Origin of the sequence: Algoriphagus sp. (assembly GCF_024642405.1) — a bacterium.
GTDB lineage: Bacteria > Bacteroidota > Bacteroidia > Cytophagales > Cyclobacteriaceae > Algoriphagus.
On sequence record NZ_JAHEBC010000047.1, the window covers coordinates 1 to 19,585 of the forward strand.

15 protein-coding genes are annotated in these 19,585 nt (G+C 36.3%); 5 read left to right on the forward strand and 10 right to left on the reverse strand.

What is annotated here, in order from left to right; genetic code table 11:
* Nucleotides 1-2,175 (forward strand): hypothetical protein (locus Q0L68_RS05800; protein WP_366938359.1); only part of this gene is annotated, 2,175 nt, incomplete at its 5' end.
* A gap of 106 nt (nucleotides 2,176-2,281) precedes the next feature.
* Here the strand turns inward: Q0L68_RS05800 and Q0L68_RS05805 are convergent.
* The 3 genes from Q0L68_RS05805 to Q0L68_RS05815 form a co-directional block, all read right to left on the reverse strand.
* Nucleotides 2,282-3,199, reverse strand: a complete 918-nt coding sequence (locus Q0L68_RS05805) for a hypothetical protein (protein WP_296700692.1) — start codon at nucleotides 3,197-3,199, stop codon at nucleotides 2,282-2,284.
* A gap of 401 nt (nucleotides 3,200-3,600) precedes the next feature.
* The gene (locus tag Q0L68_RS05810; protein ID WP_296700695.1) at nucleotides 3,601-4,257 is read right to left on the reverse strand and encodes a hypothetical protein; all 657 of its coding nucleotides are present in this window, start codon (nucleotides 4,255-4,257) and stop codon (nucleotides 3,601-3,603) included.
* A gap of 299 nt (nucleotides 4,258-4,556) precedes the next feature.
* Nucleotides 4,557-5,288 carry a hypothetical protein gene (locus Q0L68_RS05815; protein ID WP_296700697.1) on the reverse strand — a complete coding sequence of 244 codons (732 nt, stop codon included), beginning with the start codon at nucleotides 5,286-5,288 and terminating at the stop codon, nucleotides 4,557-4,559.
* 297 nt (nucleotides 5,289-5,585) lie between these two features.
* Between Q0L68_RS05815 and Q0L68_RS05820 the strand changes: the two genes are divergently transcribed.
* The 3 genes from Q0L68_RS05820 (at nucleotide 5,586) to Q0L68_RS05830 (ending at nucleotide 9,036) form a co-directional block, all read left to right on the forward strand.
* Nucleotides 5,586-7,217, forward strand: coding sequence for a hypothetical protein (locus Q0L68_RS05820; RefSeq protein WP_296700700.1), 1,632 nt, complete (start codon nucleotides 5,586-5,588; stop codon nucleotides 7,215-7,217).
* A complete protein-coding gene (locus tag Q0L68_RS05825; protein ID WP_296700702.1) occupies nucleotides 7,217-8,308 on the forward strand; it encodes an acyl-CoA desaturase in 1,092 nt (363 codons plus the stop codon). Before Q0L68_RS05820 ends, Q0L68_RS05825 begins: the two co-directional genes overlap by 1 nt.
* 68 nt (nucleotides 8,309-8,376) lie before the next feature.
* On the forward strand, nucleotides 8,377-9,036 hold the full coding sequence (locus tag Q0L68_RS05830; RefSeq protein ID WP_296700705.1) for a sterol desaturase family protein: 660 nt from the start codon (nucleotides 8,377-8,379) through the stop codon (nucleotides 9,034-9,036).
* Here the strand turns inward: Q0L68_RS05830 and Q0L68_RS05835 are convergent.
* From Q0L68_RS05835 to Q0L68_RS05860, 6 genes are all read right to left on the reverse strand, one after another.
* A complete protein-coding gene (locus Q0L68_RS05835) occupies nucleotides 9,033-9,623 on the reverse strand; it encodes a hypothetical protein (protein WP_296700708.1) in 591 nt (196 codons plus the stop codon). The genes Q0L68_RS05830 and Q0L68_RS05835 overlap by 4 nt on opposite strands.
* Nucleotides 9,624-9,640: 17 nt before the next feature.
* A complete protein-coding gene (locus Q0L68_RS05840) occupies nucleotides 9,641-10,741 on the reverse strand; it encodes a radical SAM protein (RefSeq protein WP_296700713.1) in 1,101 nt (366 codons plus the stop codon).
* A gap of 270 nt (nucleotides 10,742-11,011) precedes the next feature.
* Nucleotides 11,012-12,583, reverse strand: coding sequence for an amidohydrolase (locus Q0L68_RS05845; protein WP_296700715.1), 1,572 nt, complete (start codon nucleotides 12,581-12,583; stop codon nucleotides 11,012-11,014).
* Nucleotides 12,584-12,804: 221 nt separating this feature from the next.
* Nucleotides 12,805-15,321, reverse strand: coding sequence for a YbcC family protein (locus Q0L68_RS05850; RefSeq protein ID WP_296700719.1), 2,517 nt, complete (start codon nucleotides 15,319-15,321; stop codon nucleotides 12,805-12,807).
* 38 nt (nucleotides 15,322-15,359) lie between these two features.
* Entirely contained in the window at nucleotides 15,360-17,033 is a 1,674-nt protein-coding gene (locus Q0L68_RS05855; protein ID WP_296700722.1) for a proton-conducting transporter membrane subunit, read from the reverse strand.
* A gap of 16 nt (nucleotides 17,034-17,049) precedes the next feature.
* A complete protein-coding gene (locus Q0L68_RS05860) occupies nucleotides 17,050-17,358 on the reverse strand; it encodes a hypothetical protein (RefSeq protein WP_296700725.1) in 309 nt (102 codons plus the stop codon).
* Between the two features lie 85 nt (nucleotides 17,359-17,443).
* Between Q0L68_RS05860 and Q0L68_RS05865 the strand changes: the two genes are divergently transcribed.
* A complete protein-coding gene (locus Q0L68_RS05865) occupies nucleotides 17,444-18,355 on the forward strand; it encodes a LysR family transcriptional regulator (protein ID WP_296700728.1) in 912 nt (303 codons plus the stop codon).
* A gap of 53 nt (nucleotides 18,356-18,408) precedes the next feature.
* Here the strand turns inward: Q0L68_RS05865 and Q0L68_RS05870 are convergent.
* The coding region (locus tag Q0L68_RS05870; protein ID WP_296700731.1) for a molybdopterin cofactor-binding domain-containing protein at nucleotides 18,409-19,585 on the reverse strand (1,177 nt) is incomplete at its 5' end.

A 19,585-nucleotide genomic window follows, 5' to 3' on the forward strand; every position in this document is an offset into this window, starting at 1 on the left:
GGATACGAATCCTTAATAAATTGTGCTCTGGGAAAACCTTCTGATGCTTTTGGTCCAAGTTTTAGTCACTATACTGGGCTAATTAGAAGCCCAAGACTTCCTGGACCTCCTTATCACTTTGTGACGCGTATTGCGGAATTCCATGCAATGCCAGGCCAATATAAAAACAATCCATTCGTGATTGCTGAATACGATATTCCTGTAGATGCTTGGTATTTTAAAGAAAACGTAAGGCAAAATATGCCTTATTGCGTATTAATGGAGGTAGCCTTACAGCCTTGTGGTTGGTTAACTAATTTTGTCTGTCAAAATGAGATAAAAGGGAAGGACCTTGTATTTAGAAACCTTGATGGTACGGCAACACAGCATCGATCAATTACCCCTGCCGATAAAACGATTGTCACCAAAACAATACTTACCAGTGTATCCATAATGGGTGAAATAATAATCGTGAAATTTGATGTCGTTTCTACAATTGATGAGGAGAATGTATTTACAATGAATACCGTTTTTGGGTTTTTTGATTCTGGATCAATGAAATCTCAGAAAGGTTTGACCATAACTCCGGAAGAAAAGATCAATATAGCTCTAGAGGATAATCGAGCTATAAATTTGACCTCATTTCCAAAAGAGTATTTTACTGGTAGTTCTGCTTGTTTACCATCTTCTAAGTTATTGATGATAGATAGGGTTACCTCTTATTATCCTAATGGAGGAAAATTTGGCAAAGGGTATATAAAATCTGAAAAGGATGTTGATAAGAGTGAATGGTTTTTTAAAGCTCACTTTTTTCAAGATCCTGTACAGCCTGGATCATTGGGTATTGAAGCGATGCTACAATTGATGCAATTTTATATGCTGGAAAATGGGTACCAGCATAAAATATCGAATCCAATATTTGAACCTGTTGCTATTTTAGATGAAACAGAATGGCATTATAGAGGGCAAGTTACGCCTGATAAAGAGTTGATTTCTGTAGATTTTGAGGTTTCGGAAGTTGAAGAGACTAATGGTAGTGTTACCGTTTATGGAGAGGCCAGATTATGGGTTGATGGGTTGAAAATATATTATGCTCCAAGAATTGGAATGAGAATGGTTGAAAATTCAAACCCAGCTCCTGATACTGAAAAACTAGTTTTTTGTGAAGAATTGGGTACTGAAGTAGAAGTTGTAGAAATAGAAGGAAATTTGGTTTGTAAAAATCTGCCACTTAATAAGTTGCAATTTGTCTCTAAAGATCAAAAGATTGTTGAGATAGTTGGAATAGATGAGGCATTGGTGCAAGATTCATGGCTTAAATTGACAGGTATAAAGCCTGATTTATTTGGAGATTTAAGAAACGGTTTGATAAATCAATTTGTAAGAGCCATTGTCTTTGAAGATTATAAATCTTTTAAAAATTTGGAAAAAAAGCCTGTTTTATATCTTGCTAATCATCAGACAGGAATTGAGTCAATACTATTTTTATCGCTAGCACTTGCTTTTAATAAAATTGGAGCAAAAGCAATTGCAAAAGTGGAGCATAAAGAGACTTGGATGGGCCAAGTAGTGAGAATGTGTGAAGAGAAATATCAAGACAATTTTCCCTTATCACTATTGCCTTATGATAGAGAGAAACCAGAGGATTTATTAGCTATGTTTGCTTCTTTAGCACATAAAAATAGTGAAAATGGATTTTCACTTCTGGTTCACGTGGATGGTACAAGGCAGATTCAGGCTGATGAGGTCGTTAAAAATATTAGCGCGGCAGTCTTAGACTTTGCAATTTTAAGTAAAATACCAATTGTGCCGGTTCGTTTTTTTGGAGGACTTCCTGAAAAAGGGGATCACCGTATCGAATTCCCTTATAAGATGGGGAAGCAAGATTATTATATTGGGAAGCCAATTGATACTATAGAGCTTTCCAAACTTCCATTAAAGGAAAGAAAAAGTACCGTTATAGATGCAATCAATAATTTAGGTTCTGGTACAGTAAAGCGGCAGGCTTCATTTGATGATAAATTTGAATCAAGAGTTGATAAGAATCAGAAAAAATTCAAAATAAAGAATCACCAAAGCGTTTTCATTTCCATATTAGAAACCTTAGATATGCCTTCGGAAGAAACAAAAAAACTGCTCTCAAATAATTTAGATGATGAAAGCCTTAAAGAGCTATTTAAGTTGATTTTTAACTGATGTTGTATGTATTTATAGGTTAATTATTATAGGAAATAGAAAAAATCTATTTAATCTTGTTGAATAAAACTAAACAATTTTTATATTCAAGTTTAAAGTTTTCAATCTATAATTTTTCGATTTGATTTGTTTCAATATTTAATACTTCGAGTCCTTTAATGATTTCAAGTCTTTCAGTACCAGAGATATAAGAAAGAGAATAATCTTTTTTTCGGCCTTCTCTAAATTTATTAACCTTAAATGCTGAATCAATTGACTTTTCTTTCACTTTATCATTCAATAAATCTTTTCTGAGGAAATAAGCATTATTCCCAGCTTTATTACAACCAATTAAAGAGTATCCTTTTTCATTAGCTTCATGGTTTAAAGCGGGAAGAGAAGCTCCAAAAAACAAATTACTAAAATGTGCTTTTGTTCTAATAAAGCCTGGATCGTAAGGGATTGTAATCAATCTTTTATTCCCAAAAATGCTATTATACTCCAGAATTAGAATAGATGGATTTAATGTCGATAGATCAATTTCCTTAAATATATGGTAATCATTTCCGTCCAGATCAATATGTAATAGGCCAATTTCTGAAAATCCAGTGCTTTTCAATAATCCATTTATATTATCCTTATCGATAAAAACAGCCTTATTAGTTAAAGAATATTTCCAATACCACTTCTGATTTTGTAGCTGGTTCATTGCCAATTCAGAGCCATCCATGACAAATCCAGACCAATTGTTATTCATCATTAAGAATCTTGTGTTTGATTCCAAATAATCACCCACACCGAATTCTATAAAAATTTCATTTTTGATTTCAATATTCTTGATCAGGTATTGGATGATTCCGTCATCTCCAAACTGGCTGAATATTTTAAATTCATAGTCATTAAGATTAGTGGAATTCAGGGAATATTGCTGGTTGGACAACAAGGTTCCCATTGCCAATAAGGATACTTCACTTTCTAATAATTTTTGGCTTAAATCCGAATTGCCTATGAAGCGTCTTATTTTTTGGAATACTTTTTTTATCATTTTGTTAGTTCTTCTTTTTAGATAGATCTATAAGGTTTTAAAATTCTATCGAATCTTTGGAAAGTATTTTGCCAAAATACAATATGTGTATATCCGCAATTCTACCAGTAAGGAGACTAATGCAATACAAAATAAGCTCAACTGTAAATTTTAGGCTGCTTCGGTCTTCGGTCATCGGTCTTCCGACCAGATAAGCAAAGAATTTAAGGTGACTGGCATCATTGCGGATAATCATATACAATAAAATTGATCCGAGAGAACCCTATTGAATTGGCCTAAACCTTAGCATCTCCTAAATTATAGCGTTAATTTTTACTTTTTCTCAAAGGAGAAGGGAATGAAAATTTGGAAATCCTTTCTTAAATTCTAGCTAAATATTTTTCTCTTTTAAGTAATAGACTTTATTCGGCCATGCTTACTTTTTGATGCCTTGATTTTTTATCCTTCAAAAGCAAATAGATATAAAAGAGATCTACCAATAAAATGATCAACCCCATGTATAGGATATAATTGTTTACTCCGCCAGCCGTTTTTGATCCGATCATTCCAATAAGCACAGTGGAGGAAAAAGTACCAAAGCATTTAGAGATAGCAATGAGTAGGGATTGTCCAGTTGCACCACCTCTTCGGTAAAATAATCTTACAAAAAGAAAGGACATGATAAAATTGATCGTAAATCCTGTGTAAAGTGCACCTTCCACGATTCCAAGCCAATTGAAGACAAAGTAATGAATGAAATAGGATAAGACGATAAAAATGATCGCTTGGGAATAAAAGACGGGATCACTCGTTTTTACTTCCTTTCTTCCGTATTTGAAATAAGTATAGAGAATCCCGATATCAATCAATACCCATAAAAAGTTCACATAAGTGGAAACATGATATCCGAATACATGAAAACCTTGAATGGTGTAAAGAATTTCCCAGGTAAAATTCATAGCCAGAGTTAAAAAGGGAATGGCATAAGTCTTATCTCGAAACCCAATTCGCAAAGCATCTATATAGGCTATAATCCAACCAATTCCGCACAATGCTATAAATAAAGAACTAATAGTCATAAATCATCCATTGTGTCATGCCTTTCAATTACACTGGTAGATTGAAAGATAGCCTTTGGGCTCATAAAATTAAAAATTGGTTTTTTTCGAACTTCAGCCAAAATTATTCGATTAAAATAATTTTTCCTTCTCTTATGGAAATTAATTGAAATTACTTTCGACTTTTTTAACCTAATAGTGGGAACTTGGTTTTCTTGTAATTTTGCAAGGTTAGCAATTCACCATCATTGTTGCTTCCGAATCATCAATTCAAATTTCAGGGAGAATTCCAGCAATATTTAAAAATATAAGAATTGAGATTATCCTTTAATTATTGTTTTTAAAAGTGTCTGCAAAGCCTCTGATCTACCTAAAGGTTCGAGAAATATTGCGTAAACATTAACTGCGATAGCAAGGTATGTGGCAGAATGCTTGAGTTTCTTGTATTTCCAAGCTGTAAGTAAAGTGAGCCCAATGATTATCAACTGGCTTAGGTAAAGTGGAGGCATAAGAGCAATATCAGGCCATTTTTCAATATTGATTCCTATATAAATGTTTTGAATTCCTCGGCCAAGAGCAGGCATCATAATTATAAAAACTGTTGAAATTAACCACCAGGCGTGATCCTCTAAACTTTTTCTATTTAGAATTCCTTTGATTACTGCAAAGCCAAAGGCTATAATCAATGGAATTTCCACTAAAGCAACCCCAAAGAAAAACCAGGGTTCGAATGGTCCAAATGTATCAGGTTCCGCTAATGAAAGCTCTGTCACAGCGATATCCCTGTGCATCATGCTAAAAGCAGTGATACAAACACCACCTGCTAAAAACATTCCGATTATTCCATTGGTTCGGTGCAATTCCAATTTGTTATGAGTAGCAAAATAAGGTTGAATGATAAGATATAAATACCAAAAAGTTCCGGTCCAATAGTGAACGTGAACAGACCATGCATTTGATGTAAAATCACCCCAATAGTCAGAAAAAATTCCCAGCTGCATTAAAACCATTGGGATAATCATCCACTTATATAAGTCTTTGTACTTTTCCATTTAAATAGTAGTTCTTAAGACCATCATTTATTAAATCACACTCCTTTTAAAATAACTATAAGTAGATAATCATACAACTTTGGCTGAGATTCTATTTATATATAGAAATATAATTATCTTTTATTTATTCTTTCAGACATTACTCATAATGTGCTGAAATTAAGCTCTTAGTCTCATTAAACATGACTTTTTTAACAACAAGTAATAATGTTTGAATCCGAGTTATATTGATTATCTTTCTTTACAATTAATTGTTAGGTACTTTTTTGTCTACACCCAATTTAACTAAAGCTATCTATGACAAAGGCCTTAAAATTTTTAGGAAATTTAGCACTAGCGTGCCTCTTTATTTATACTACTTCCTGTGCAAGTTATCGGTATAAGGCTAATGAAGTAAAGGATAAAACGCCTTCACTTTCAGAAGACTGGAATAAACTTGACGAATCGAACTATTTAGTAGTGCACAGTGGAAACCAAATGATGGAATTATACGATGTTTCATTAAATGAACAAGAAAAAATTGTATCTGGTAAACTTAGACCATTTGTTGGTCTTCCATTAGAGTATTATAATAAAATCCCAGATATATCGAGGAACAAAAAGCAACCGAGAAAAGTCGGTCAAACCGATAAGGATGCAGTAATGCAAATTCATTTCATGCTGATAGATGGTTTTGATTTATCGAGTAATGAAATTTCATTTAATACTGGACAAATACTTAATGTCGCACTATCAAAAAGCGCAATGCCTGATGGTGCTATTATTGCCATTATTGTCGGTGCACCAGTCGTTATATTAGGGGTAACATTAGCAATCGCTTGTAGTTGCCCTCATGTATTTATTAATGATGGGGATGAAGCGAAAAAAGTGAATTCACTTTATACTGGAGCAAAAGCTGCACAATTAGAACGAAGTGATGTGAAAAAGATTCCTGATCATTTTAAAGACAAAAGTTCTTTCTCATTAAGTATTGCAAATGAAGAGAATGAAGATCAATTCACAAACTTAGTTGAGCTTGTGGTGGTTAGCCATGACAAAAATGTAACTGTGGAGGCTGATATGGATGGGAATTTCTATACAATTCAAAAGCCCATTGCCTCAATATCAAAAAGCGAAAACAATAGCAATTTCTCCCTAGCAAGTTTATCGACCAAGGATGAAGATTCTTTTCATTTTGATACCGATTTAGAAGATGGATTAAGTTTGATTTCTCTTGAATTCCAGAATCCACTTCAAAAGAAAACAGGTAAATTGATTTTGAACTTGAAGAATACCCAATGGTCAGGGTATGTTTATAATGAGTTCAGTTCGCTATTTGGGAGTAAATATACCAAGTGGGTTGAAATGAATAAAGACAAATCCAAAGAAGAGCGAGAGCAGTGGATGCGTGAGCAAGGCATAAAGTTATTGGTGGAAATGAAGACCAGCGAAGGTTGGCGGCAAATTGAGGAAATCGAGCTTCTTGGTGATATAACTTTTAATTCCGTGATTGTTCCATTTGAAACTCAAAACCCCGATCAAAATGTTGAGTTTAGGCTCAGGTCAGGCTTTCGTTTTTGGGAATTGGACTATGCAGGAGTTGATTACTCCACTCAAAATGAAATTCATATTAGCGTCTTAAAACCTAAGACAGCTGTTGGCAATAATGGAGAGGATTATTTAGAAGTTTTATCTGCTGATGACCAACAGTATATGAAACATCTCGGGATGAATTCTTCGACTGAATTTACCTTTGAAGGACTACCTGTTTCATCCGAAACAGAAAGAACTGTTTTCCTCCGGGCGAAAGGCTACTACGTTTCGAAGCAAGAATATGTAGGGAAGGTAAATCGATCTAAACTTAAAAACTTCAAAAATCCAGGAGAACTTTCGCGCTATTCTCAGGAGTTGTATCAAAATGTGTTTTACAACAATTTAGTCAGCAGATAATGAGCCAACAGATTCACTTTTTACAAGAAACTGATGGGTTTTATGAGGAGGTAAAAAGGGATGTTGCTACCTATTTAAAAAAATCAAGTTCCGGTGGATATGCTACGAAGTTTTTTTATACTAAGGCTTTACTATTAATAGGTATTTATATCTCGCTATATATTATTTTGCTCTATGCTAATCAGTCTATTGTAGCGCTAACCGCAATGGTATTGATGGGTCCAATTGCTATTTTTATTGGGATTAATGTGGCTCATGATGCAGCACACGGTTCTATTGCCAAGAAACAGTGGATGAATAACAGTTTTTTACTTCTGTTTGATTTTTTGGGGGCCAACTCCTATATCTGGAAAAAGCGCCACGTATTCTCTCACCATATTTTCCCAAATATTTTAAATGCGGATGCAGATCTTAAACAAAACCCGATGGTTCGCATTTTTCCGAATGATGAGAAAAGAGGTTATCATCGATATCAATTTATTTATGCACCTTTTTTGTATCTACTCTATACCATAAACTGGCTTTTCTTTCGAGATTTTCAGGATTTTCAAAAGAAAGAAATCGGTTCACTTAAGTTAAAGAGGCATAAAAAACTGGAATACTTTAAACTTATTTTCTATAAGATTATCTACGTTTCTTATATCCTGATTTTTCCGCTACTTTTCTCAAGTTTAAATGGCTGGCAATTATTATTGGGATTTCTGCTGATGAATTTTGCGGCAAGTATTACTATTACTTTAGCGCTTATTCCGTCCCATGTTGCCGAGGATTCTGCCTTCCCAATCCCTGATGAATCAGGCCAGATGGCGACTTCTTGGTCGCACCATCAATTACACACCATCAGAGATTTCGCTACATCAAATTGGTTTCTCAATTTCCTATTTGGAGGGTTTAACCATCATTTGGCACATCACTTATTCCCCAATATATGTCATGTGCATTATGTAAAAATCACCCCGATCATAAAAGCAAGTGCAAAGCGCTTTGGTTTGACCTACAATCATGAGGCAAGTTTTTTCAACGCATATTTGTCTCATTACAAGCTTTTAAAGAAAAATGGGATCCAAATGCATTTATCAGAAGTAGCATGATCTGGGGATGGTTATTACCTGGTTCAGCATTCATTTCTGTGCTTTTTTTTGTCATCTTAAACAAGCTGTTGAAAAGGAAAAGGCCAAAACTTAAAATTGATGAGAAAGAGAACTTACCTTCATTTAAAGAATATGCTTTCACTTTTTTGAATTTCGGTGTGTTTGCCCTGATCGGGCTAGGGATGGATTATTCTCAAATAGGAGGTTTCTTGAAAATGGAATCAATTCGGGCTGCAGGCGAACAGAACCGGTGGTTTTTGATTGTTTCTGTATTTGTATGTTTGGGAATTCACGACATCTACTTTTACCTTACTCATAGGTTGTTACACATTCCCTTTCTTTTCAAAAAGGTTCATCTCATTCATCATACCTCTACAAATCCAAATCCTTGGACAGCATTTTCTTTTCACCCGATAGAGGGAGTGATCCAAATTGGGATAGTTCCAATCTTGGCATTTTTTCTTCCTATTCCAGAATTGGCTGTGATCATCTTTACTGTATTTATGTCTCTACTTTCAGTATATGGTCACTGTGGCTATGAATTGCGTGCAGAGAAGTGGAAGGGTTTTGAAGTTTTTAATACCGCCCTTCATCATCAGCAACATCATCAATTTGTCCGTTACAATTTTGGCATCTATCTCAGTATTTGGGACAAGCTTTTCGGGACATTTTCTCCTTTTTATCAGAAGTCATTAAAGCAGCTAATCGAAAAAAATAAAGGGTCTTAAGTGCAAATTGGATCAAAAGGGCGCTCGATAAACCAAACATTCAATCCTTCATGCTCCCATTGATCATACACTGAGAATCCATAGCGTTTGTAAAGTGGTAACATATTTTTTGCCGCAGTTTCAGCAAAGATGGGAAGCTGTTCTTTTCTGGAATATTCATAGACAAAATCCCTGATTTCTTTGATTGGATTCAGGCCTTCGCTTCGGTCTCGTACTGCGAGCATCCAAAAATAAAGATGCTTCTTTTTTGGCCTTCTTTTGGTTATTTCTGCCTCTCTGTTAATGATGGTCAAAGGTCTGTTCCAGCCAATACATTTGCTCCAAAGTTTAGCATAACCTAATAGCCAATTTGTTAACTGCTGTTTTTTCCAACTTTTAAAAATAAGAGCTACTCCTTTGCCATCGCTGGTGATGAAAGCACCTTCTTTCTCCATTGCTACCGTAAGGCAATAATTACAAAGAACTGCAATTCGCTCTTCTATTTTATTGTCTTTTTTGATCACCCAAAGTACTCCTGGGTTATCTCTGAAGCTAGAAATCAAAACTTGAAGTGCTAATGATTTATTGGTTCTGTCAACTTTTATCATGCCATTTTTTGGGCAAATTAAGCTTCACACAATGCTGTCTTTTTTGGGACTTTTGGCATTTTTACTTTGCAAAATGGACATGGATATAATGTACCATCATAATCCAAAAACAAATAACTAATTCCTCCACCGCAGGGCTTTGCTGAGCGGTACCCAGCTGGGTAAAGGACAGTGGGATAAACTAGAAAATCTTGGCTAAAATTGAATTGATTGCTCAATTTTTTAAGTCGCTCTTTGTGATGAATTTCCAATTCCACCTCTTTATCTTGATAGTTCCCAACAGCACGTGGCTCTAACAGATTTACAATTGGAACGTTCCATTTTTTTGCCAACTCGATCAATTCTTCTACTCCTCCGGATTCGATATATGATTTTGTTGGGCAAACATTTAATGCCACTAAAACTCCAATTTCTTGCAGGTTTTTTACCGCTTCATGAACCCAGTAAAATGACTTGCTGCTGCCTCTAAATGTATTGTGATTTTGCTCTATATGATTGTCCAAACTAATGGCTGCTCCATTCAGTCCTGCTTTTTTGAGTTCACGAGCTTTTTCTAAAGTCAGTCCAAATCCAGATGTATAAATCCATTGGTCACATTTGGTATTGAAACGATCAAGAAATGTGAGCAAATCCTCAAATCTACTTAAGGGTTCTCCTCCAGAATAAATCAATTGGCCAACGCCTTGCTGTACATACTTATCAATGCGATGGATGAACTCATCACAGGACAATACATCCCTATTGTATAGTGTTGCACCTTCGCTGCAATGCTCGCAGCTTAAAGGGCATCGTTTGGTGATAGCAATCAATAGCCTTCTCAAGCCTAATTGATCTGGGCTGGTGGGTTTAATTTCTTGTAAATGGGATCGGAAAAAGGTATTGAATCCAGGGGAAGGCCAGGCGGGATTAAACATATCCCAAGCATATTTTCCATCAATCTTAAAAGCCCGTACCAGCTTTTTATTTCCTATCATTTCTTGAAAATCTGCAATGAGTTGTTTTACAACTTTGAAAGCGGTTAGTGGATTTTTATAGAGTTTTATACCTAGCCACCAAATATTGATAACCATGAGTAAACGTACAATTTCATATTCTACTTTGGTTACAATTTTGGGCATCCTATATTTCTTTTTATAAAAGTTACAGTATTTTACTGAGATAAGAAATATGCTAGGGAAACTGTTGAACTTATATCAAAAAGCCTAGCAATGAATCGTTTTTGAGCGGTTTTACAGATTATTTGAAGAGATCCAAATTCAAAAAACATTTGTTTGGAAGATGAATTAAAGTCTTGTTGTTATTTCTTAAGAATTCTTGGGTTAACATATAAAAATTAAATTCCCCAAAATACATTTTCGGGGAATTCATTATTCAAATATTGGAACCTATTATTTTTCCTGATTTCTAACCATTTCTTTAATATCTTCCCTTAGTTGTACTGCATCGTAGATTATTCCATCTTTGATTGTGTATTTGATGCCTCCCACTCGTTCCATTTCTCCTGTTTCATCATTTAGTTTTAGGAATCCAGTACCATACAATACTTTTAGGTTTTCAATTGGATTTTCATCTACTATGACTAAATCCGCCAATAATCCAGGTCTGATAACTCCAAATTCAATTGGCTTTCCTTTTGGTTCAAATATTGCCTGAGCCGCATGTAAAGTTGCTCCTCGGATCACTTCTAGGGGATGGAATCCTGCTTCTTGAAGTAATTCCATTTCTTCAATGTAACCGAAACCCCATAGATTATAGATGAAAGATGCATCATCGCTAACTGTTACCCTTCCTCCGGCATTTTTGTAGTCATTTAAGAAAGACATCCATACCTTATAAAAGTTTCTCCATGCAGTTTCATCCCAAGAAGTCCAATTGTAAAAATAGGAACCATGGTTTTCTCGGTTTGGAGTATAAAAATCCCAAAGAGATGGTAAGGTATATTCCTGATGCCATTCTGCATTTCTTTCCCTCATAAGGTCTCTTCCTGCCAAATAAGCCGTCATGGTAGGATCTATGATAAAATCATGTTCCAAAAACTCATCAATTAAATCCTGCCATTGTTTGCTTCCTCTAGGATGTATTTTATCCCATTGGTATGCTACCTGACTAAAACGGTGCTGTTCATCATTATAATTGAAATTGGCTGGCCAATGCTGGATATCTTCATTTTTATAAAGTGCTTCAAATAAACCATAATAGTGGGTTAAGACGTCCAAACCCATTCTTGCCGCATCCAGTGCATTTGTTTGGGCGACCATGGGTTGAGCAATGTGGGCAACAGTTCCCATTCCATTTTCATGAGCAGCATCAATGGCTGCTTTCATTACATCAGGATCATGATTGAAAAATTTAATTCCGTCTACTCCTTGACTAGCTGCCCAAGTAACCCATTCTCTGGCTTTTTCTGCAGTGTATACAGGACCGCCTTTCCAGTTTTCGCCTTGACCTAAAGTCTGAAAAGCAATAATCCTAGGAGCTACAATTTCATTGGCAGCACTTCTTTTTTTCTCGCTTTGGGTCCAAGCTACATTTTCAGCTGGTACTCCTCGAATTGTTGTAATCCCATTTGCCATCCAAAGTTTATAAGGGTACTCTGCGTTAGGAGATTTTTCTGCTCCTCCTACATGTGCATGAAGGTTGATAAATCCCGGTAAAACATAGGATCCATGAGCATCTATTTCTTTGGTGGCACCTTGGGGCCGAGTATCGTCATCAATTGGGACATTTGGTACACCCACTTGACGGATTTCTACAATCCTGTTTCCTTCTATTACAATATCAGCAGGGCCTGCAGGAGGAGCTCCCGAACCATCGATGACAATGGCTCCACGAATAATCAAACGATCAAAAGGACCTTCTCCTTCATCTGCTCTTCGATCAGGAGCCGGGTTGAGTTTAATCTGTGCGTAACTACCATAAGCAAGAAGCACAAAAAAGCAAAGAGTTGTTAAAAATTTCATAAGGCTGGAGGTTGATTGTCCTATGAAAAACGCTAAAAACTCTTTGAATACCAAAGCATTGTATTGCTAAAATCAAAACCAGACAAAATAATAACATTAAAGGTTATTAGTATAATTAAAAAAGACTCCAATAAAGGAGTCTTTCATAGTGTTGGGAGTCTGAATCAATCAGGTCCCTTATCTGGGATTCTAATATTAGTCTTTTGCTTAATAAATCTCAATCATGCGGCATGTTGAGTTGTACTTTCCCATGCTAAATCACCAACATAACGGTGGGATACTTTCCCATTTTCATCCATAGCTAAAAGATAGATCCAACCATTATCACAAAGATTTCTAACAGATTGATGCTTTTCAAGTATGAGGTTCATTGCCTCAATTGGTGCCTCTATAATGACATTTAGCTTTTGGGGTTCGTGTTGATATTTTTCTCCATCATGGATTGCCTGTTCCGGTAAGCCTACTCTAAGGTCTCCAGAATATCCTTCCAAAACACCTAGACCTGCCGTTACATTATGAAGAGTTTTATTTCCTGATCCGAAATTCTTGTTATCTACTGTAGAACCGTAATACTGTAAATTGATCCAGCTGGTTACGACCATTGGGGCCGTCATGATCAGTTCCAAGACTGAAAATCCCTGATCCTTTTTCCAATCATAAGAATGAAGAAAAGATTTTCCTTCCAGATTAATTCCTTTAGTTCTTTCTCGAGGAGCTACTACAAAAGCAGCGCATCCTGCGAGTCCCCATTCTGGGCGGGTTTGTGACCAATCTTTGCTTCTTCCAATCATCATCTTATCTACACTAGTCCCACTTTCTGAAGACATGCGTAATGACCGTTCAGTTCTTGCTGCTTGTCCAGCCAATTCTAAAGTTTTTTTGAGTGATTCAAGTTCTTCCTTTCTTTCCTTCGGAACATCATATTCATTGTAAATACTTACCTCATCGGTGGTAGTATCATGAAGGCAAGCAAGGAAAATTGTATTAATAGGGATGAAGATATTTTCCTTGAGAAGACCTGCTCTTACTTCTCGATTATTTAATACTGCTGCTACTACTCTTGCGTTAGCCTCTCCTGAGTGTCCGCCGCAAGCTCCGCAATCATATCCTGTTGCATGAGGATTGTTGACGGTGGTAGATCCATGGCCTACAATCAAAACAAATCTGGCAAAGTCATCTGCTAATGACATGGCCTTTAGTGCATTTTTGGCCATTTGGATTTGCTGCTCCAGTGGAATCCCAGTTGTTTCATTTCCAAAGGTTCCTTCCGAAAGGTTAACCTTTTTCTTTTTATAAACATTATCTGATAAGCCATCTTTATCAGGGTGTGGAACTGGCCTAGTCAATCCAAATGAGTCGGTAAAGATCTTAGGCAAATAAGAAAGGCCTACGGGACTTACGAAACTGAAGCATGAAACGGCTCCGGATTTAAATGATTTCCAAACCTGATGCAATTGATGGTTTAAAATTCTACCATTAAATGCTTTTTCATGTTCTTTTTTATCTGAAATCTCTTCCAGTATAGTGGGGCCTGTTTTTAGGAGAACAGGGCATTGTGCCTCACCCTCATCATGCGCAATAGGTACATATTTTATCGGGAAAGCGAAGAATCCGGCAAATCCTAATGTTTCTACAGCACTATCAACCAATTCAAGATTTCTTCGGAAAACTTCGGAGCGTACATCGATACAGAATACTGCTTGGGCTTTTGTCTGCTCAGTATTTTTATTCCCGATCGGTTTTGCTTTTTCAAACTTATTTAGAATTTCTCTTTGAGTGGCTAAATCAAATGCTTCCTGTAGGATTAGATTTTGAACTAATTTTTGATTTAACTCTTGCTGCACATTAACCTGAGAAAGAATTTCTCTTGCTTCTTTCCATTTTTGGTTTACCTCAGTGAGGTTCAAACTTTCTAGAAGACATGCCTCCCAGCAAATTAATACCGCTAAAAATTCCATTAGCTTTCCATCTTTCCCACCGTACAATTCATTATCCCAATCCAATCGAGCTGCATATGCGGACCAACCTCCCAATCGAAGAACGACCCGGTGCAGGTATAAAGAGGCTTGCTGTTTTGTCTTGATTCCCAATTTTTCCAAAGAAATTTGAGCTGCTTGCAGTGGATTGTTAGGTAGTGCTTTTACTGATTTTCTAAACCCTTTTAAACCTGTTAATTCTGGAGTTCTATCTATTTGTGCTTCAGCTTTCCAAGCTAAGAAAAGATCCTCGGTTTGATTTGCCGCTGACCAAACAGCCTGCCCATTATCAAAATAAGAAGCGGCCCACTGCGAAATCCTTGCAACAACAAATCTATTCCAGTCTTTTTCGGTAACCTGAGTTGCCACATCTATAACTGAAGCGATGGTTTTTGTCGTTTCGATCGTTTCAATGTCTTCTTCTAGGCTCTTGATGAATTGAACAACATCAGTATCATATTTTCTTTTATTCAGTATATGGGTAATATCCCGATCTTTTATTTTACCCTCTTTTAGCTTTTGTAAATAAAATGAGGTTGGTAAAGTCATTTGAATACCCCCTGCTGCAGCAAGTTCTTGAGCTACAGTTTCAAATTTTTTATCTGTAAAGCCCAAGTAAGGATTGACAGCCACGAAGTTTTCTAATGGCCAAACTGGAGCAATTTTCTTACATGCTTCTCTCAAAGTATCAACGAGCACCTCTTGATTGCTGCTTTCCAAATTTTCAAAGAAGTTTTGTTTTGATTCTGTATTCTTAATCATTTGACTTTCTTTAATTGGGGTTAGTTTGTTTGTAGTACTCAATTGTTTTGTAAGACATGTTGACCCTCAAACCTTTCAACTTCAATCGACTTTGAATTTTTGACCTCAGTAATCAAAATCGATTTGTTTTGTGGATGATGTTCATAAAGTGCGCGAACCGTCCTGTCGAAAACTGTATTCACATATAATCCATTTCTAAAATGTATAGCCATTGCTTGATAAAATGAATTGTTGGAAAGAGTAGGGGCTAAAATTTGAATGAAAACTGCTGCTCCAAAGATGATAAGTACGGTAGCTATAAGTATGATCTCTATCAAGCTTGGGCTGACCAATTCAGGTAATTGCGAAGAAAGGAGATAATGAGACCCTGATTCTAAAGTGAAAAAGGAGATTGTAACAATTACTGCCAGAATACTTGCCCTTAATATTAGTTTCAGGCTACCGTTTGAATCAATTGCTGAAGTAAACAGTCTTGAAAGGCCTAGGACAATAATAGCTCCAATAGCTAAAAGAGACAGTTCATTTTTAGGATCAATTCCCCATAAGAAAGCAAATGTAACATAGAGCCCAAGTGCTAAGAATATACCGAGTCCAATTCTAAAAGGGCTTCCAATACGTTTTGAGGCAGCAGTAACTTTTGAAGCTCTAATCACTTCAATAACACTTCCTGAGGATAAGAAGGAATGTGCCTTGTAAAATGAATGAGCTACAAGATGAAGCATTGCTGCTGGATATAATCCCAAACCGCATGTAAGAAGACTGAATCCCATATGCGCTACACTTGAATAACCTAAAGCAGTTTTTATGGATGTCTGAGTTAGGAATACTATGGAAGCAAATAGAGCAGTAAATCCTCCAATAGAAATAAGAATTAAGGGAGCGTAGGTGCTTGATTCCATAACGAATGCCATTCTCACGATAAGGAATGGGCCAGCGTTAAGTAATCCCGCGTGTAAAAGAGCAGAAACCGGTGTTGGAGTTTCCATGACCTCGATCAACCAACCATGGGTCGGGAATTGAGCGGATTTCAAAAGGGCCGCAAAAACGAGCAGTATTGCTGCTGCCTCCATTCCATACATGGATATTCCTGATACAAGGTTCGATTTAATCTCCTGAAAGATAATTTCCAGATTTCCAGTTTCAAATTGAGAATATAGGATCACAAAGGCAGCTAATAAGCAAGCATCACCTATTCGGGCAACTATGAATTTTTTTCGAGCTGCAATGATTGCTCCAGGTCTTTCTCTATAAAATATCAGTAATCTATGTAGAGACATACTGGTAAGAACCCAGGAGATAAATAATAAGGTTAGGGTTCCTGATAGTACTAAGAGTTGTACTGAAGCAATGGTAGCCGCAAGTCTTCCGATAAAGACCCCTTGTCTTGTATCACCATCCAAATAATTAAGACTGAAACGTACCACAATAAAGCCAAGCAAGGCTATCATTGTTAGCATCAAAATACTTAATGCGTCTAATCTTATGCTTAATCCTAACTGCTCTGTTCCTAAAAGAGAGGTTTCCAGTAGACCAAAATTGATCACAAAAAAACCGCTTATTGCGGCAATCATAATACTCAAAATGGTAGATATTGTCGCCATCTTTTTTATAAGATTGGGACGCAAACCAGTTTGAAACCAAGATACAATTGCCGTTAGCACAAAAACTGCTGGAGATAGTATTGCAAGTAATGAGAGTACGTTTTGATTCATAGCTGGGTCTTCCTAATTATATGATTTCGACTGAAATGCTGGAATAGATTCTCAAGTTTTTTCCTTGCTCTTTGGCTTGCACTAGAAAGTCGTTAAGTAAAGCTTTGCATTCCTTTAACTCCATTATTCTTTCTTTAGAGTTTTGATCTACCTCACCAAATCTTATTTCATGGCTGAAATTCTTTCTTTCATGATAATTGATCTTTTTAGCAAAGAGATGGTTAATGATTTCTGATGCATTCTCTGGTGAAAAATCACCTTTAATGAGTTCTTGCTGGATAATTTCTTTCACAGCTTTTTCGGTAATTTCAGTTGTATTTATCATCGTTTTTAAGTTTGTATTGCAAAGTTTGTAAAACTTATTCATAAATTTTTATTTATATTTATTATGGAATACATAAACAAATATTATGAATTACACCATACATCAATTGCAAATCTTTCTGAAAGTGGTTCAAACAAAAAGTATCACCAAGGCATCGGAAGAGCTTTTTATGACCCAACCAGCAGTATCAATTCAATTAAAAAACCTGCAAGATCAGTTTGATATACCACTTACTGAGGTAATAGGCCGTCAGTTATACATAACTGACTTCGGAAAAGAAATTGCAATAATTGCTGAGCGAGTGATTCAGGAATTGGAAAATATCAATTATAAAACGCAAGCATTTCAGGGGATTCTGACAGGGAAACTTAGCATTTCTGCGGCCTCAACAGGCAAATATGTAATACCTTATTTTTTATCAGGCTTTTTAGAAAAGAATACTGGAATTGATTTGGTATTAGATGTAACGAATAAAAGCAAAGTGGTTGAGAGCCTTAAAAACAACGAGATCGATTTTGCCTTGGTGTCAGTGGTCCCTGAAAAACTAGCAATCGAAGAAGAGTTATTGATTGAAAACAAATTGTATTTGGTAGGAAATCAGGCAACCCGCAATGAGAAAAAACCATTGATTTATAGAGAGGAGGGATCTGCAACACGGCTGGCTATGGAGAAATATTTTGAGGAGCACCAAGGAAAACAAAGAAAGAGGATGGAGCTTACTTCAAATGAGGCGGTAAAACAAGCTGTTATAGCTGGCCTGGGATATTCAATAATGCCCTTGATAGGAATCCATAATGAATTGATCAACAAAGAATTATTTATACTTGAATCCCAAGATTTACCAATAAAAACAGAATGGCGTTTGATCTGGCTGAAAGGGAAAAAGCTTTCTCCGGTAGGTCAGGCCTATCTTGAATTTATTCGATCAGAAAAGGAAAAAATCTTAAACAATAATTTCAACTGGTATTTTGAGGTATTAAAAGGGGAATCACTATAAAGGTTTGAAGAGATTTTTCATACCATAGGATTCCCTGATTCATTAAATATTTTCTAACTCTTCAATGCTTCCAAAACCCGATTAGGTGTAAAAGGAATATGTCTTAAATGTTTTCCGGTCAATTTCAGAAATGCATTTGCAATAGCTCCCGCTACCATAGGAGTGGCAGTCTCACCAACACCTTGTGGTGCTTCAGAAGAGGAGATCAAAGTCGTTTCAATACTATCTGGAACATCCTCCATCCTCAATAGTGAATAGTCATTGAAATTTGATTGCTGTACTTCACCATTGATTACCGTTATTCTTTCTTGTAGGGCACTACTGATACCCATCATAATTCCACCTTCCATCTGAGCTTTTACATTGTCAGGCTGCACAATTACACCTGCGTCTAATGCAATCCAAAAACGATGTACTTTAATTTTTCCGGTGTTACGATCCACAGAAATCTCACAAACACCAGTTCCTAATGATCCATGCTCCACGAATGACATCCCTTTTGCTCTTTCTTCAGGTAAATTTTCACCCCAATTGGACATTTGTGCTGCTTTTTCTAAGGTGGCGAGAGCTCTTGGAGAATTAGCCATTAAATTCCTTCTTAGATCTAATGGGTCGATTCCCTGATCATGGGCAACTTCATCCAATATGCTTTCTATAGCAAACTTATTTGGGCCATGTCCTACCGAACGCCAATGTTTTAATCTAACTCCATGGGATGTTTCCTTCCATTCGGCAAGTTGGTTAGGAATTGCGTAATGATCGTTATTTACTCCACTAGCAACTAAGCCGCCTCCATCACCGATAACTAGATGTGAAAATCCATTTATTTTCCCATTGTTATCTATTGAAGCAGTAAGTCGCTGGAAAGAGATTGGGCGAAATGTTCCATATCGTAAATCATCCTCACGAGTCCAAATCAGCTTTACGGGAGCAGGTGCCATTTCCTTTGCCAAAACGGCGCATTCTACCACAAAATCATCCATACTTCTTCTTCCAAATCCTCCGCCCAAATATTGTAAGTGTACATTCACATTTTCAGGAGGAATCCCTAAAACACCTGGCACACCGAGTTTGGTGTCAAAACCTTGCTGACTTCCCACCCAAACATCTGCACTTTGTAAATCTTCAGATACTTGAATGACAGAGTTCAACGGCTCTAACTGGGCATGATAAACATAATCGTTCTTATAATCGGCAGTATAGATTTTGGAGCCATTTCTTAGAGCGGTA

Coding starts and splice junctions, on each gene's coding strand:
- Q0L68_RS05805 (WP_296700692.1), bottom strand. CDS start 3,199: ATGATAAAAAAAGTATTCCAAAAAATAAGACGCTTCATAGGCAATTCG.
- Q0L68_RS05810 (WP_296700695.1), bottom strand. CDS start 4,257: ATGACTATTAGTTCTTTATTTATAGCATTGTGCGGAATTGGTTGGATT.
- Q0L68_RS05815 (WP_296700697.1), bottom strand. CDS start 5,288: ATGGAAAAGTACAAAGACTTATATAAGTGGATGATTATCCCAATGGTT.
- Q0L68_RS05820 (WP_296700700.1), top strand. CDS start 5,586: ATGACAAAGGCCTTAAAATTTTTAGGAAATTTAGCACTAGCGTGCCTC.
- Q0L68_RS05825 (WP_296700702.1), top strand. CDS start 7,217: ATGAGCCAACAGATTCACTTTTTACAAGAAACTGATGGGTTTTATGAG.
- Q0L68_RS05835 (WP_296700708.1), bottom strand. CDS start 9,623: ATGATAAAAGTTGACAGAACCAATAAATCATTAGCACTTCAAGTTTTG.
- Q0L68_RS05840 (WP_296700713.1), bottom strand. CDS start 10,741: ATGCCCAAAATTGTAACCAAAGTAGAATATGAAATTGTACGTTTACTC.
- Q0L68_RS05845 (WP_296700715.1), bottom strand. CDS start 12,583: ATGAAATTTTTAACAACTCTTTGCTTTTTTGTGCTTCTTGCTTATGGT.
- Q0L68_RS05850 (WP_296700719.1), bottom strand. CDS start 15,321: ATGATTAAGAATACAGAATCAAAACAAAACTTCTTTGAAAATTTGGAA.
- Q0L68_RS05855 (WP_296700722.1), bottom strand. CDS start 17,033: ATGAATCAAAACGTACTCTCATTACTTGCAATACTATCTCCAGCAGTT.
- Q0L68_RS05860 (WP_296700725.1), bottom strand. CDS start 17,358: ATGATAAATACAACTGAAATTACCGAAAAAGCTGTGAAAGAAATTATC.
- Q0L68_RS05865 (WP_296700728.1), top strand. CDS start 17,444: ATGAATTACACCATACATCAATTGCAAATCTTTCTGAAAGTGGTTCAA.